Annotated in this window: 12 protein-coding genes; 9 read left to right on the plus strand and 3 right to left on the minus strand. The window is 67.4% G+C overall.

Annotated elements, in window-relative coordinates; all coding sequences use genetic code 11:
- Nucleotides 1-76 precede the first annotated feature (76 nt).
- The 8 genes from IG171_RS03870 (at nt 77) to IG171_RS03905 (ending at nt 9,595) form a co-directional block, all read left to right on the plus strand.
- Nucleotides 77-1,624 (plus strand): DUF222 domain-containing protein, encoded by a 1,548-nt coding sequence (locus tag IG171_RS03870; protein ID WP_212130012.1) that lies wholly within the window; start codon nt 77-79, stop codon nt 1,622-1,624.
- A gap of 101 nt (nt 1,625-1,725) precedes the next feature.
- Nucleotides 1,726-4,044 (plus strand): prolyl oligopeptidase family serine peptidase, encoded by a 2,319-nt coding sequence (locus tag IG171_RS03875; RefSeq protein ID WP_212130013.1) that lies wholly within the window; start codon nt 1,726-1,728, stop codon nt 4,042-4,044.
- A gap of 10 nt (nt 4,045-4,054) precedes the next feature.
- Nucleotides 4,055-5,134, plus strand: coding sequence for a biotin/lipoate A/B protein ligase family protein (locus IG171_RS03880; RefSeq protein ID WP_212130014.1), 1,080 nt, complete (start codon nt 4,055-4,057; stop codon nt 5,132-5,134).
- Between the two features lie 99 nt (nt 5,135-5,233).
- Complete coding sequence (locus tag IG171_RS03885; RefSeq protein ID WP_249204030.1) at nt 5,234-5,986, plus strand: peptidase E; 753 nt, start codon at nt 5,234-5,236, stop codon at nt 5,984-5,986.
- A 136-nt stretch (nt 5,987-6,122) separates the two neighbouring features.
- Nucleotides 6,123-6,908: an FAD-dependent thymidylate synthase gene (gene thyX, locus IG171_RS03890; RefSeq protein ID WP_212130015.1), complete on the plus strand. Its 786-nt coding sequence runs from the start codon at nt 6,123-6,125 to the stop codon at nt 6,906-6,908.
- 128 nt (nt 6,909-7,036) lie between these two features.
- Nucleotides 7,037-7,615: a hypothetical protein gene (locus tag IG171_RS03895; protein ID WP_212130016.1), complete on the plus strand. Its 579-nt coding sequence runs from the start codon at nt 7,037-7,039 to the stop codon at nt 7,613-7,615.
- Between the two features lie 5 nt (nt 7,616-7,620).
- Entirely contained in the window at nt 7,621-8,058 is a 438-nt protein-coding gene (locus IG171_RS03900) for an HIT family protein (RefSeq protein ID WP_212130018.1), read from the plus strand.
- A gap of 256 nt (nt 8,059-8,314) precedes the next feature.
- Nucleotides 8,315-9,595 carry an ISL3 family transposase gene (locus tag IG171_RS03905; protein WP_212127313.1) on the plus strand — a complete coding sequence of 427 codons (1,281 nt, stop codon included), beginning with the start codon at nt 8,315-8,317 and terminating at the stop codon, nt 9,593-9,595.
- On the opposite strand, the gene IG171_RS03910 is transcribed toward IG171_RS03905, so the two are convergent.
- From IG171_RS03910 to hrpB, 3 genes are all read right to left on the minus strand, one after another.
- Nucleotides 9,586-10,647 (minus strand): alcohol dehydrogenase catalytic domain-containing protein, encoded by a 1,062-nt coding sequence (locus IG171_RS03910; protein WP_212130020.1) that lies wholly within the window; start codon nt 10,645-10,647, stop codon nt 9,586-9,588. The genes IG171_RS03905 and IG171_RS03910 overlap by 10 nt on opposite strands.
- A gap of 149 nt (nt 10,648-10,796) precedes the next feature.
- Nucleotides 10,797-11,738 (minus strand): 3-methyladenine DNA glycosylase, encoded by a 942-nt coding sequence (locus tag IG171_RS03915; RefSeq protein WP_249204034.1) that lies wholly within the window; start codon nt 11,736-11,738, stop codon nt 10,797-10,799.
- A gap of 49 nt (nt 11,739-11,787) precedes the next feature.
- Nucleotides 11,788-14,439: an ATP-dependent helicase HrpB gene (hrpB, locus tag IG171_RS03920; protein WP_212130022.1), complete on the minus strand. Its 2,652-nt coding sequence runs from the start codon at nt 14,437-14,439 to the stop codon at nt 11,788-11,790.
- Between the two features lie 70 nt (nt 14,440-14,509).
- Here hrpB and IG171_RS03925 point away from each other — a divergent pair, with 70 nt between their 5' ends.
- Nucleotides 14,510-15,316: a fumarylacetoacetate hydrolase family protein gene (locus IG171_RS03925; RefSeq protein ID WP_212130024.1), complete on the plus strand. Its 807-nt coding sequence runs from the start codon at nt 14,510-14,512 to the stop codon at nt 15,314-15,316.
- The last annotated feature ends 1 nt before the right edge of the window (nt 15,317 follow it).

Consider the following 15,317-nt stretch of genomic DNA (forward strand, 5'->3'; position numbering starts at 1 on the left):
GCGGCAATCAGGCGCCTGAACTGCGAGAACGTGCGTCTGCGAAGTCATGTCAGTGGCTCAGTATAGTGTTTGTGTCATGGAGGCAGAGCAGGTTCCAGACGTTCTCACCGAGATCCATCGGTGGCGCCGCAGCCTGTCCGAACTTCCCCCGGCCAAGACCGAGGAAGAGGCCATCGACCGCATCACGGCCTTGGAAGAACTGAACTCGGCCAGCGCGGCGGCCCAGGCTCGGGAGACCCTGAGCTTCGATATGCTCCGCAGGAACCGAGAGGCCGAGGACGGAGTGCCCAGCAAGAAACAGGGCCGCGGGCTCGGCGCGGAGGTCGCTCTGGCCCGAAAGGTCTCCCGCTCGCGCGGCGACGGACTGCTGAAGTTCTCGCGCACCCTGCTTCTGGACCTGCCCGAGACCTATGGGGCGATGAAGGCCGGCGACATCTCCGAGGAGAAGGCGCGGGTCGTTGCCAAGGAATCCGACTGGCTGCCGCGCGAGAAGAAGCACGAGCTCGATGAGCAGATGGCCGCTCGCCTTCCCGAAGTCGGGGTCAGGCGGCTGGCAAACGAAACGCGCGCACTGGCCCAAGAACTCGACCAGCGTGCTGCGGTCGAACATCTCGAACGCCGGGTCGAGGAGCGGGCGGTCAGCGTGCGCCCGGCCCCGGGCAACATGGCCTACCTCACGGCGCTGTTGCCGATGCCCCAGGCGGTGGCCGCTTTTGCGAACCTGAAGAAGTCGGCCCAGTCGATTCTCGCCACGGGAGAGTCGGAGGGCCGTGCGGAGGGCCAGATCGCCGCCGATCTGCTGGTCGAGCGGCTCACCGGACAGGAATCCGCGACGGCTGTGCCCACGGAGATCCACCTCATCATGCAGGCCAGCAGTCTGCTCGAGCCCGGCGAGGAGCCTGCATGGTTCCCCGGCGTCGGGCCCATCCCTGCGCAGACCGCTCGGGACTTCGTGACCGAGGACCAAGCTGCCGTGTTCGTCCGTCGGCTGTACACGCGGCCGGAGGACGGCCAACTCGTGCGCATGGACTCCCGCCGGAGGGAATTCTCCGGTCTGCTCAGGCGCATGGTCGTCATTCGCGATGACGTCTGCCGCTCGCCATGGTGCGAAGCACCGATCAAGCATGCCGACCACGCCGATTCCTTCGCCAACGGCGGCGAAACCGGCTGGAACAACTCCTCGGGACTGTGCGCCGCCTGCAACTATGCGAAAGAACTCGCCGGGTGGGGGCACAAGGCGACGCCGGACGGACTCGAAGTGGTCACCCCCACCGGGCACCACTACCGGTCGCGCACCAAACCGATCAGCAGACCTGATCCGAGACAGGGCCACGACGAAGACGCAGCCGAAGCGACCTCGGGCCACCCGTCCGACACCGGGCCGCCGGGCGAGACGGAAGACACGGACTCGGTTGGAACGGACGCCGGGTCAGGGTCGACGGGCTCCGACCCGCCGCGAACCGTGCTCATCCCCTGGAGATTCCGTCCGCGCGAGAAGTCGACGGTCGAAGTCGCCGGGACCACCATCGGAGTCGAGATCTTCGACGCCGACAACACACCGCTGAGCCCCGTGGAGGCGGCCCTGCACGCCGGGATCAGCAAGCACCTCGGACGCCGGGGATGAGGGGCCGCCACCCGGCCGCCGGGAAAACGAGCCATCCGGCGTCCGGGAAGCTCCGGCGGCCGAGGCCGAATGCCTGGCCGGCAAACACTAGGATGGGTGGCATGCGTGAAGAAGCTCCCAGCACAGCAGCCCTGACATCGAGTGAGAAGCCCGAAGACGAGAATCTCTGGCTCGAGGACATCACCGGCGAAGAGCAGATCTCCTGGGTCAAAGACCAGAACGCGAAGACCCTGAACCGCTTCCGCGACGAACTCTTCGACTCCCTCTCCAGCGAACTGCGCACCGCTCTGGACTCCGATGACCGGATCCCGATGGTCACCAAACGCGGAGACCGGTACTACAACTTCTGGCGGGACGAGGCGAACCCGAAAGGGCTGTGGCGACGCACCACCTGGGACAGCTACCGCACACCGGCACCCGACTGGGAAATCCTGCTCGACCTCGACGAACTCGCCGCCGTTGAGGACACAGGGTGGGTCTGGTCGGGTGCGATGGTCCGCCGCAGCGACAACCGTCGCGCGCTCGTCCAGTTGTCGCCCGACGGGGGAGACTCGCGCCGGGTCCGCGAATTCGACCTCGAGGACAAGAGCTTCGTCGACGGCGGCTTCGACCTTCCCGCCGCCAAGACGCAGCTGGCCTGGCTCGACGACGACACCGTGATCGTGGCGACCGAGACCGACGAGGACTCCCTGACCACCTCGTCCTATCCCCGCCAGGCCAGAGTGCTCAAGCGCGGACAGTCGATCTCCGAGGCCCCGATCATCGCCGAGGTGCCCCGCGACCATGTCGCCGTCTTCGTCGGCAGCGATGTCCGGCCCGGTGCGGAGACCACGGATCGAGCCATCGTCGTCGACGCCATCGACTTCTTCAACTCCCGAGTCGGCTTCCTCGATCTCGACGACATCCGAGCCGGCGACGGCAGCCTCTCTGCCGAACCGCAGGTGTGGGAGAACGCGCTCATCTCGATCGACGTGCCCACCGATGTGGAGGTCGGCATCGAGCGCGACCTGGTCCTCTTCCGCCCGCAGTCGTCCTGGGATGCGGGCACCACAGCGGTCCCCGCCGGCGGCTTCGCCGTCGCCGACATCGCCGAGGTTAGGGCCGGTGAGTTCAACCCGCGAGTGATCTTCGCCCCTGACGAGCACACCTCCCTGCAGTCCTTCACCTTCACCCGCGACTATCTGGTGCTCGAACTGCTGGCCGACGTCCAATCTCAGCTGAGGGTGCTCGACCTCGGCAACGACTTCGCCGCGACCACTCTGCCCGGTGTGCCGGCCAACCACATGGTCGGGTTGGGTGCGGTGGACAAGCACGATCCGGACACGGCCAACGACTACTGGATGATCAGCACCGGGTTCCTGACTCCGTCGACCCTGTCGTATGGGACGCTGGGCACATCGTATGGGACGCCGGGCACAGAACCGCCCGAGGTCGGCGGTGAACCCGGCAGCGAAGCCAGCGTCGAGGAGCCCGGCAGCGAAGCCAGCGCCCAGGAGTCCGGCACTGCGACACCCAGCACCGCCGAGGTGATCAAATCCGCCGCGGCCCTGTTCCCCTCCGACGGGCTGAAGGTCGAACAGCACTTCGCCACCAGCGCCGACGGTACGAAGGTCCCGTACTTCCAGATCAGCGACGACGACCTCGAGCTGGACGGCAGCAATCCCACACTGCTCGACGGCTACGGTGGCTTCGAAGTCAGCCGCACCCCCGTGTACTCGCCCGTCGTCGGCATCGGCTGGCTGAGCCGGCGCACAGGAGCGGAGATCCCCGGCCGACCCGCTGGACAGAAGACTGAACTGCCGGCCGGACGCCGAGGCGTCTACGTACTGGCGAACATCCGCGGAGGCGGCGAGTACGGGCCCGAATGGCACACCGCGGCGATGCGGGAGAACCGGATGCGCTGCTACGAGGACCACGCGGCCGTGGCACGTGACCTCATCGACCGCGGGGTGACGAGCCCGAAGCGACTCGCCTGCGCCGGAGGATCGAACGGCGGCCTGCTGGTCGGCAATATGCTCACCCAGTACCCGGAGCTCTTCGGAGCCGTCTCCTGCGGTGTCCCTCTGCTGGACATGCGCCGGTACACGAAGCTCAGCGCCGGCTATTCCTGGAAGGCCGAATACGGCGACCCGGACGTGGCCGAAGACTGGGAGTTCATCCGCAAGTTCTCGCCCTACCACCTCATCGAACCCGACCGGGACTACCCGCCCGTACTGTTCTGGACAGCCACTTCGGACGACCGGGTCGGACCCGTCCAGGCACGGAAGATGGCCGCGCGGATGCAGTCGCAGGGCATCGAGGACGTGTGGTTCTTCGAAGACACCGAAGGCGGCCACTCGGCGGCCTCGGACAACGAACAGACGGCCTTCACCCGAGCGCTGAGCTACCGCTTCCTGTGGAACTCGCTGACAGGGGAGTAGGTTGGAGAACATGACGAACGATACGCAGCACTTCCACGGCGAATACAAGGTCATCGGCGGCAAACTCGTCGTCGCCGATGTGGTCACCGACGGCAAGGTCATCACCGAGGTCAAGATCTCCGGCGACTTCTTCCTCGAACCCGAAGAGGCCTACTTCGACCTCGCCCCGGCTCTCGTCGGAGCCCGCGTCACCGCCGACAATGCGGCTCTGCGCCGACGTCTCGACGAGGCCCTGGCCGGCTACGGTTCGGAACTGGCCATGCACGGCTTCTCGACTGCTGACATCGCCACCGTCGTCCGCCGCGCCCTCGGTTCTGCCGCGAACTTCACCGACTTCGACTGGCAGGTCATCCGCGGCGAGGTGCTGCCGACCCAGGTGAATGTGGCACTCGACCAAGTGCTGCTCGAGGAGGTCGCCGCCGGACGCCGAGCACCGACCCTGCGATTCTGGGAATGGGAGGACACGGCCACCGTCATCGGCGCCTTCCAGTCCTATGTCAACGAACTGCGCCCCGAAGGCGTCGCCAAGCACGATGTCCAGGTCGTGCGCCGGATCTCCGGCGGCGGTGCCATGTTCATGGAGGGAGGCAACTGCATCACCTACTCGATGTTCGTCCCTCCCGCCCTCGTCGCCGGTCTCGACTACGAGGAGTCCTACGTCTTCCTCGACCAGTGGGTGCTCGCGGCGTTGAAGACCCTCGGCGTCGAAGCCTTCTACAAACCGATCAACGATATCTCCTCGACCGGCGGCAAGATCGGCGGTGCCGCGCAGAAGCGTCTGCGCGACGGAACCCTGCTCCACCACGCGACGATGAGCTACGACATCGATGCGGACAAGATGGTCGAGGTCCTGCGCGTCGGCGAAGCGAAGATCTCCGACAAAGGCGTGGCCAGCGCGAAGAAGCGCGTCGACCCGCTGCGCAGCCAGACCGGCGAGTCGCGGAAGGACATCATCGACGTCATGGCCGAGACCTTCGCCTCCCGCTACGGCGCCGACTACGGCACCTACACCGAGGCTGAACTCGAGAGGGCACACGCACTCGCCGACGAGAAGTTCGGCACAGACAAGTGGACCCACCGCGTTCCCTGAGCGGATATCGCCGAGCTCGTATGACGTCGAGATCGTAAGACGCCGAACCCGAGAGACGCCGGGAGCGTCTGACGCCGACCGAGACCGGAAGCTGAAGCAGTGAGCAGCGCAGACGCGGGAGGCACCGCCGTGCACACAACGATCGTCGCCCTCGGCGGAGGCGGGTTCTCGATGTCCGAGACCGGCGAGTCCGCGATCGACGATTGGCTGCTCGAGCGTGCGGGTGCCGACTCGCCGAACCGACCCAGGGTCTGCTTCGTGCCCACGACCTCGGGCGACAGCCGCGAGTACTGTGACCGTTTCGAGGCCGCCTTCGCCGGGCGCGCCGACACACACGTCCTCTCCCTGTTCGGGCAGGGGCCCCGGGGCTACAGTGACCCGACCCCGCTGCTCGACATGGGCCTCACCTACGTCGGCGGCGGCTCCACAGCCAACCTGCTGAGCCTGTGGCGACGCCACGGCGTCGACGAGATCATGGCCCGAGCTGCAGCTGAGGGAACCATTCTGGCCGGAATCAGCGCCGGCGCGAACTGCTGGTTCGAAGCCTCATCAACCGACTCCTTCGGGCCCTTGGTCCCACTCGACGATGGGCTCGGGTTCATTCCCGGCAGTGCATGCCCTCACTACCATGGTGAGCCCGGCCGAGCCGAGTCCTTCCGGGACTGGATCTCCACCGGTCAGCTGCCGGGTCCGGGGATGGGCATCGACGATCACGCCGCGGTGGTCTTCGAGGGCGCGGTGGCCGTCTCGGTGCTGGTGGAAGCCCCCGAGGCCCGCGCCTACGTCGTCGATCAGACCGGCGAAACCCCGGTGGTGGACGAGCCCGAGCTCCGCCGACTCGACCTGGCGTGACTCATCTGCGGCACCGGCCCGAAGGGACACGGGCGGCTCGCACCCGCGTCGATCGAATGTAGGATTGGGAACCACACTCCACCGCTGAACGACTGCACTCTGCACCAGAACAACCGCACCCTGCACAAGGAGAGCCATGCGCCAGGTCGAACCGTCCGTTGAACTGATCGCCAAGCCCAGCATCGATTGGGAAGCGATGAGGACGTACCTTGACGAAGTGGGCGGAAACGTCTGGGCCGATCGTGTCGAAGAGGCCGATTCGCCCGACGCCGAGGATCTCCTCGAATTCTCCGGCCGCATGTGCTATCGCTCCTGGGAGCCGGGACTCAACCCGAACGTCTCCCGCGTGCGCACCGATTCCGCCCAGTACCTGGGCAATGTCGTGCGGTCCCAGCACGGGTCCGTGCTCGAGCACGCGAACTTCACCTTCGTCCTCCACAACGTCTCCCGGGTGCTCACCCACGAACTCATCCGCCACCGCGCCGGATCCGCGTTCTCGCAGGAGTCGCTGCGCTATGTGCGCCTGTCCGACATCCCGTTCTGGTTCCCCGAATGGGCACGTGAGGACCCCGAGCTCATGGAGCGCTCGCTGAAGGTCCTCGATACTCTCGAGGAGCATCAGAAGTGGATGGCCGAGCACTTCGAGCTCGACGAGGAGGGCACGAAGTTCTCTCATAAGAAGCACATGACCTCGTTCATGCGCCGTTTCGCCCCCGAGGGTCTGGCCACCGGCATCGTCTATACGGCGAACCTGCGCTCCCTGCGCCACGTCGTCGAGATGCGCACCGCCAAGGGTGCCGAGGAGGAGATCCGCCTCATCTTCAACAAGATCGGTGAGGTGATGCGCGAGGAGGCTCCCGCGGTCTTCGCCGACTACGAGGTCGTCGACGGAGAATGGATCCCCGGTACCCGCAAGGCCTGATACGTGCCCGGCACCGGCAGGGCCTGAAGCGCCGGCGAGCACCGCGGACAGGAGAATCTGACAGCCGCACCACCGGAGTCCGACACCGAGGTCGGGCAGGCAGAACACCGACACCAGGAGGAAGCCCGATGGCTGATATCTATGCAGCTCAGCTCAGCCCCAGCAAGGTCGAGGTCGTCACCGAATGGGTGACCGGCCAGGACTGGGCGGCCGACTTCGATCTCGCGGCAGCACCGCTGGAGCCGGTCACGTCCTACCGGTTCGATGATCCCGCCGGTGACGTCGGTCTCGAAGTCCACATCCTCAGAAGCGGTGACCGTCACATCCAGGTTCCGCTCACTTACCGCGGGACCCCGCTCGACGGTGCCGATGAGCACCTGATCTCGACGATGGACCATTCCGTGCTCGGCAAGCGCTGGGTCTATGCGGGAATGGGGGATCCGCTCTTCCGCCAACGGCTCGACGACACCATCGCTACGGCCGGAACCGCGGCACGTCAGTTCCGCGTCGATGACGAGGGCCGAAGGATCGATGAGATCACCGAGGTCGCCCACGCCTTCGGGACGGGACCGCTGGCCGGTGCCAGAGACGTCGAAATGCTCCACCAGCTGAACCTCGACTCGTCGGCCGAAGGGTCCGAAGGCGGGCTGCTGCTGGGGCGGTGGGACGGTCAGGAGACCTCCGTCGTCCTCGCGGTCATGGTGTGAGCCCGATGACCGATCCCAATTGCCTGTTCTGCGCGATCGTCGCCGGTGAGGCACCGAGTTCTCCGGTCGCCGAGACCGAGTCGACGTACGCGTTCATGGACATCCAGCCGGGCTCTGACGGGCATCTGCTCGTCGTGCCGAAGCGGCACAGCACGGATCTGCGCGATATCCCGGCCGAGGACCTCGCCGCCGTGGCGATCGAGTCCCAGCGCATCGCCGACCATGTCCATGAGGCCTGGGGCGCCGACGGGGTCAACCTGCTCAACTGCTGTGGGGCCGAGGCCTGGCAGTCGGTCTTCCACTTCCACATGCACGTCATCCCGCGCTACCGCGACCCGGCCAAGGACCGGCTGAGCCTGCCGTTCGAGCCCGGAGTGCGAGGCGACCAGACCCTGATCGATTCCCTGGCCGCCACGATGCGCCGGTCCTTGGGCGAGGGCTGAGCAGCGCCCGGGTCGGCGGCTCACACAGGCCCGACCGCTCACACAGGCGCGACAATTCGCGCAGGCCCGGCGACACAGCCTCACCGACGGGGGTCGATAAGCGTTCTCACGGGCTCAAGTCGATGAGCGCTCTCACCGATTGAGGGCTCTTCATAGATAGGGCGGTGGGGAAGAGTTGAATCCGGCGTCGATGACAACGGGACCCTGGGTGCAATGATGTAGGTGTTCAAGACTCCATCACGACCCAAGGTCCCTCGTGTACGACTTTACCCCGCCCTGCCTCGATACCACACTCTCCCTGCCGGAACTCGGACTCACCGCGATCGGGCAAGACCACACTGGTCGGCATCTGACCGTGCTGTGCCTGATCACCGACAACGACAGGTCCTGCCCTGTCTGCCGTCGACGCGGACTCGTCCGGGCCACCAGGATCCGCAAACTCGTTCATCCCCCGATCGGCCTGACCGCGGTGACCTTGGCTATTCGCATCCGCACCTACACCTGCCCTTCCTGCCACCAGCGCTGGTCCCAAACACTTCAGCGAGCCTGCGCCGGCAGATCGAAACTCTCGACGACAGCACGCTTGTGGGCATTGAAGTCCGTGGTCATCGACAAGATGAGCATCCACGTCATCGCTAAGAACCTCGCTACCTCCTGGAACACTGTGTGCACGGCTGTACTCGACCTCGGCCGATCTCTGCTCATCGCTGATGCCACCCGGTTCGAGGGTGTATCCACAATCGGTGTCGATGAGCACTGCTGGTCCCACCGCGGCATCGACAGGTGGGTGACTGTCATCGTCGACCTCACCCACCGACCGGCACGCCTGCTCGACATCGTCCCCGGCCGCTCCGCCGACGTCTTCGCCGACTGGTTGAACAACCAGCCCGATGCGTTCCGTGACGGCATCGAGCATGTCGCTATGGATGCCTTCGCCGGCTATAAGAAAGCTGCCACTGACGTGGTGCCTGATGCCACCACGGTCATGGACCCCTTCCACGTTGTCGCCCTCGTCGGCACGAAGCTCGATGAGACGAGGAGGCGGCTACAAACAGAGCTGCACGGTCGCAGAGGACGGTCGGGTGATGACCTGTACGGGATCCGCAAAACGGTTCGCACCCGCGTCGGTTTGCTTACCGGCAAGCAGAAGCACCGCCTCAACTCGGTCTTCGCCGCCGACAATCATGCTGCCCTGTTGGTGTGCTGGCAGTTCTATCAAGACACGATCGCCGCCTATGCTGCCCCACCGAGCAAAGGTAAGAAGCTCATGAACCGACTCATCGACACCCTGACAGGAACGATTCCTGATGAGCTCAAAGAACTCCGGAGTCTGAGGACAACCTTCCAACGTCGTCGGGCCGATATCCTGGCCTACTTCGATCATCCTGGAACCTCGAACGGGCCAACCGAAGCGATCAACGGCAGACTCGAACATCTGCGCGGTATCGCACTGGGGTTCCGCAACCGGGGCAACTACCTGATCCGTTCTCTGCTCCACGCTGGAGGACTGGGACCTCTTCTACAGCCCTATTTATGAAGAGCCCGATTGAGGTCGATGATCGTCATCCCCGCTGATCCCGCGGGGCGGCCCATGGCCTCCATCGCTTCGGGCGCGTCGTCGAGGCCGATGACGGCGGTGACGAGTTCCTGTGGGCGCAGGTGCCCCCGGACGACGAGATCGACGAGCTGCGGGTAGTCGGCGGCGGCCATGCCGTGAGAGCCGAGCACACTGAGCTCGAGCGCGATCACGCGCGGCAGATCGACGACCGGCTCACTCGGCAGCAGACCGATCTGCACATGCCTGCCCAAGGGCGCCAGCGTGCCGATGGCCGCTCTGATCGTGTCCTCACGGCCCAGGGCGTCGACGGTCACGGCCACCCCGTCCGGGCGATCAGCCTGGGCGGCCACCTCGGCGCTGAGCTCGTCGGGACCCAGACCGCGAGCGTCGACGGTGCGACCGGCGCCGAGGCGGCGAGCGGAGTCGAGAGCGGCGGGGCTGACGTCGACGGCGACGACTTCGGCGCCCAGGGCGCGGGCGATCATGATCGCCGACTGTCCCACACCGCCGCAGCCGAACACGGCGACTGTCTCACCGGCGCTCAGCCGCGCGCGCATATGCAGTCCGTGGAAGGCCGTGGCGAACCGGCATCCGAGTCCGACCACGGCAGCGGCGGGCAGGTCCTCGGGCACGGCCACGAGGTTCGCATCGGCCTGGTGGATGACGACCTGATCGGCCCACGAACCGAAATGGGTGAAGCCCGGCTGAGTCTGATCGGGGCAGACCTGCGCGTTGCCGGCCCGGCACCAGCGGCAGCGTCCGCAGCCGCAGACGAAGGGCACGGTCACCCGCTGACCGATGCGGAACTGCTCGACCCCGGCCCCCGCCGAGGCGATTCGGCCGACCAGCTCATGCCCGGGAACATGCGGCAGGCGGATCGACCCGTCGTGACCGGCCCAGGCGTGGTGGTCGCTGCGGCACACGCCCGTGGCCTCGACGTCGATGACGACTCCGGCCTCGGGAGCGGTCGGGGCCGCGATGTCCCGCAGCTCGGGGCGGACGGAGAACTCTTCGAAGACGATGGCGCGCATACCGCCGATCGTAGATCGCGCGGCCGATCTGTACCGAGCACGTCCACGCTGTGAAGTCCCGTCCGGGCCCGGCCATCCGGCCATCCGCCCGGGCTCGGCCATCCGCCCGAGCACTGGGACGGCCGGACAACGGACCCGGAATGCGAGCTTCAGCGCGGGTGGATGCCCGCGGATGCCAAGGCGTCGAGCAGCCGCTGGCGGAGCGACTGCGCCCGGGCGGAGAACTCCTTCTGCCGGCGCATGTATTCGGCCTTGCCCGCCGCGGTCTCGACGGCCACGACACCATAGCCCCATCCGCGCAGGTCATAGGGGGAGGCTTCCATGTCGAGCGTGCGAATATCGGCCGCCAGGTCGAAGCAGTCGACGACGAGGGCGGAATCGGCGATCGGGGAGATCTTCATCGCCCACTTGTACAGATCCATGCCCGCGTGCAGGCAGCCGGGCTGCTCATTGTCGAGCATGCCGGACCGGCTCGGCTGCAGGGTGTTCAACGGCCGGGCGGGTTCGGTGAAGAAGCGGAAGGCGTCATGGTGCGAACACTGGATCCGGTGGCCTTCGACCACGGCATCGGTCTCGGCCGGGCTGAGCCGCAGCGGCACCTGCTGGTGCCGGCGCTCGTCCTCGCTGAGGCGGTAGACCATCGCCCATTCGTGGATGCCGAAGCAGCCGAAGTTCGCCTCCCGATGCAGCGTCGACGCGAGCAGGGAGGCGATGAACTTCGCCCCGTCCCCACGGTCGGCCCGCCAGGACTCGAGGTCCACCTCGGCGGTGGTCCCGTGCGCATCGATGCGGTACCAGCGACGGTCGAAGTACCGACGGTCCTGCTCATCGGCCAGCTCGAGGCGCACCCCCGGACCGGGATGCCACTTCTTCAGCTGCCCGGGCTTGAACGGATAATAGGTGAAGAGGAAATCCTCGACCGGGTGCCTCTCCTGCCGCATCCGACGCGCGATGTGCTCATCCGTGCGCGCGGCGATCCGGTCGACGTGAGCATCGCGGACCACCCGCCACCGGTCTGCCGACACGACACCGTCGCCGAGGCGGCCCGAGACCACCTCGGTGCGCTCGGTCGGGGCGGGTGCGGAAGTCACCGCACCATTGTCCCAGACCCGGCCACGGCGTGCATATCGGCAGTCCGGTTCAGCGTCCGGAGCGTTTCGTGCCCTTCATCGCCGGTGCGCTCAGCGGGTCCTCGGGCCAGGGGTGCTTCGGGTAGCGTCCGCGGTTCTCGGCCCGGACCTGCCCGTAGGCATTGGCCCAGAACGAGGCGAGATCTCCGGTGACCGCCAGCGGCCTCCCGGCGGGGGAGAGCAGGTGCGCGGTGATGGACACACGGGACTCGCAGATGCGTGGGAGGTCCCGCCACCCGAAGCACTCCTGCAGTTTGACCGCGAGCACCGGGCCGGCAGGTGTGTCGGCTCCGGCCGCGTCCTGCCCGTCGGCGATTCGATCGGGATCCGGGTAGTCGAGCCGGATGCGCGAACCGCTGGGCACCTCGATGCGGGTCGGTGCCAGTTCGTCGAGGCGGGCCGCCTCGGGCCAGGGCAGCAGGGTGCGCAGGGACGCGAGCAGATCCACCCGGCCCGGATCGGCTCCCTTCGCGATCCGATCGAGGGCCTCCGGACACCAGGCAGAAAGCGTCTCAGCCAGATGCGGCCAGCTGACCTCGGGCCACGGGGCGCCGAAGACCTGCCGCAGCAGACCCAGCCGTGCCCGCAGCGACTCGAACGACTCCGACGGACGCAGCACCTCCCGGGCGCCGCGCTCACGCACCGAATCGGCGATCGCCCGGCGTGCGAGGTCCGGACCGGCCTGAATGGGGGTGGCCGTGAGCTCGATCCCGCCGAGGCGGCTCCGGCGGACCGCGCGGACCCTGCCGTCGGAGAACTCCGCCGTATCCTCCGTGTGCAGCAGTCCTGCCCCGGCGAGTTCGGCGGTGTCCTGGTCGATGGGGGCCGCCGACCGAATGATCGCTCGCGAACCGGCCAGACCCACCTCGGCGATGGCCAGCCAGGCACTGCCCTGCAGGGAGGAGTCGCGCGGCAGGCCGGCCGCGGTGCCCGAGGCCAGCAGGTACTCGGAGTCCGAGGCGCTGCGCAGCCGCGCGATCTGCAGCGGGAAGGACAGGGCCGTGACGAGTCCGAGGTCATCGGCGGATGCGGCATCGGCGGAGTCCGAGGCCTCGGCCCCCGGCGCGTGCTCGGCGGCCAGGGCGGCGAATCGCTTCCGGTCCTGGGCGAACCGTGCGTCCTTGCTGCGGCGCAGCTGGCGGGCCAAGGCCGTGAGGTCGGCACCGGGCGCCCGCTGATCGGACTCGATGACGGCGACGGCCTCGGCAGCAGCGGTCGGCGACAGCAGGCTCGCCCCGTCGAGGAGACCGCGTGCCGACCAGACGGAGGCGGGGATCGCGGCGATCGCCCGTCCGGTGTCGGTCACCGTCAGATCCGCGATGGCGGAGTCTCCGGATCCCGCATCCGCGTCCTCGACGGCACCGAGGGCGACGAGGTTGTCGATCGCCTGCCGTCTGTGACCGGCCGGCAGGGGCTCAGGCAGCAGGCTCTCATCGCCGCCCCACACGGCCAGCGCCAGCACCGCCGAGGTCAGGTCGGAGGTCGTGACCTCGGCCGGGGTGTGTTCGGGCAGGCCGGCCCAATCGGCCTGGGACAGGCACCGGTAGGCGGTTCCGGGCCCCTGCCGGGCGGCACGGCCGGACCGCTGCGTCCCCGAGGCCTTCGACTCGCGCATCGTGACCAGTCCCGACATGCGCCGACGGGTGTCCAGGCGCGGCCCGCGGGAGAGCCCGGAGTCGACGACGATGCGGACCCCGGGTACGGTCAGGGCCGATTCGGCGACCGAGGTCGACACGATCACCCGACGCGCAGACCGAGACTCGTCCTCCCGCAGGATCGCATCCTGTTCTTTCGCCGGAGTCCTGCCGGTCAGCGTGTGCACATCGACCCCGGGGACGGTGCCGGCCGTCGAGTCCGTGCCCAGGCGGCGTCGGATCCGGGCGGCCGTCTCCTCGACCTCACGGGCACCGGGAGCGAAGACGAGCACGTCCCCGTCGTCGCACTCGTCCAGCGCCCGCACCGTCGTCGCGGCCAGATGGTCGAGGAAGTCCCAGGTCACACCCCGAGCGTCGAGCGGCCGTTCCTTCGCCGGGACCCACCGGACAGCGAGGTCATGGGCATCGGCGGACACCGACAGGCACGGCGCCGGACTCCCATCGCCGAGGCGTTCCGCCCACAGCCGCGCATCGAGGGTCGCCGACATCACCACCAGCGACAGATCGCTGCGCAGATCGATGAGCTCCCGGCACATGGCGAAGGCGAGATCCGTGTCCAACTGCCGCTCATGGACCTCATCGAGGACGACCGCGCGGACGCCTGCCAGGCCCGGATCCCGCAGCAGCCGGGCCAGGAGCACACCCGTGGTGACGAATTCGATGCGGGTGCGCGCCGAGGTCCGCGCCTGCCCCCGGACCGTGAAACCCACCACCTCGCCGAGGCGGGTCCCCGTCAGCTGCGCCAACCGCCTGGCCGCGGCGCGGGCGGCCATCCGCCGCGGCTGGGTGACGATGATGCGACCGTCATGGTCACCGGAGACGGCGAGGTGCTCGGCGATGAGCGGCGGAACGAGTGTGGTCTTGCCGGTGCCGGGAGGGGCCTGGACGACCAGTCTCGGGAAGTCGCCCACCTCGGCGGCGGTGAGGCGGTCGATGAGCCCGGCCGCGGGCAGTCCGGCGCCGATGCGGGTCAGGTCGAACAGGTGCGGGGTCGGCGAAGATGGCATGACACCAGTGTCTCAGTCCGCCGCATCGGCCTGCGCGCGCAACGGGTCCGGCACTGACTAGACTGGGCATATGCGTATCGCCAGATTTGTGCATCAGGATGAACCCAAATACGGAGTCGTCGAGGGTGAGGTGCCGCCGATCACCGACGGAACCTGGGACACCTCGGGACTCGAGCTCGCCGTCCTCGATTCGGACCCGTTCTTCTCACCGGCCCAGTCGACGGGGGAGAGGCTCAAGTTCGATGATGTGCGTCTGGTCAGCCCGATCCTGCCGCGTTCGAAGGTCATCGGTGTCGGCCGCAACTTCGCCGATCATGCCGCCGAACTCGGCAACGAGGTGCCGGTGAGCCCCCTGACCTTCTTCAAACCGAACACCTCGGTCATCGGCCCCGGCGATCCCATCCGACTGCCGGCCGTCAGCGAATACGTCTCCTATGAGGCCGAGCTCGCCGTGATCATCGGTCGCGTGGCCAAGGGAATCAGAGCGGAGAACGCCATGGACCACGTCCTCGGATACACCGCGGGCAACGATGTCACCCTGCGCGACATCCAGCAGTCGGACAATCAGTGGTCGCGGGCGAAGGGCTTCGACACCTCCTGTCCGCTGGGCCCGTGGATCGAAACCGAACTCGACGTCGACGATGTCGGCATCCGGTCCTGGGTCGACGGGGAGCAGAAGCAGGACGGGACCACCGCCGACTTCATCTTCGACATCCCGACTCTCATCGAGCACCTGTCCGAGACGATCACCCTGCTGCCCGGAGACGTCATCCTCACCGGCACCCCGGCCGGAGTCGGACAGATCGTGGCCGGCAACCGCGTCGACATCGCCATCGACGGACTCGGGGTTCTGACGAACCCGGTCATGGACGCCTGAG

Origin of the sequence: Brevibacterium sp. SMBL_HHYL_HB1 (assembly GCF_018208375.1) — a bacterium.
Taxonomy (GTDB): domain Bacteria; phylum Actinomycetota; class Actinomycetes; order Actinomycetales; family Brevibacteriaceae; genus Brevibacterium; species Brevibacterium intestinavium.

Bases quoted from the DNA above. Each gene is read 5' to 3' on its own strand.
- IG171_RS03870 (WP_212130012.1), top strand. From the start codon at position 77: ATGGAGGCAGAGCAGGTTCCAGACGTTCTCACCGAGATCCATCGGTGG.
- IG171_RS03875 (WP_212130013.1), top strand. From the start codon at position 1,726: ATGCGTGAAGAAGCTCCCAGCACAGCAGCCCTGACATCGAGTGAGAAG.
- IG171_RS03880 (WP_212130014.1), top strand. From the start codon at position 4,055: ATGACGAACGATACGCAGCACTTCCACGGCGAATACAAGGTCATCGGC.
- thyX (WP_212130015.1), top strand. From the start codon at position 6,123: ATGCGCCAGGTCGAACCGTCCGTTGAACTGATCGCCAAGCCCAGCATC.
- IG171_RS03895 (WP_212130016.1), top strand. From the start codon at position 7,037: ATGGCTGATATCTATGCAGCTCAGCTCAGCCCCAGCAAGGTCGAGGTC.
- IG171_RS03900 (WP_212130018.1), top strand. From the start codon at position 7,621: ATGACCGATCCCAATTGCCTGTTCTGCGCGATCGTCGCCGGTGAGGCA.
- IG171_RS03910 (WP_212130020.1), bottom strand. From the start codon at position 10,647: ATGCGCGCCATCGTCTTCGAAGAGTTCTCCGTCCGCCCCGAGCTGCGG.
- hrpB (WP_212130022.1), bottom strand. From the start codon at position 14,439: ATGCCATCTTCGCCGACCCCGCACCTGTTCGACCTGACCCGCATCGGC.
- IG171_RS03925 (WP_212130024.1), top strand. From the start codon at position 14,510: ATGCGTATCGCCAGATTTGTGCATCAGGATGAACCCAAATACGGAGTC.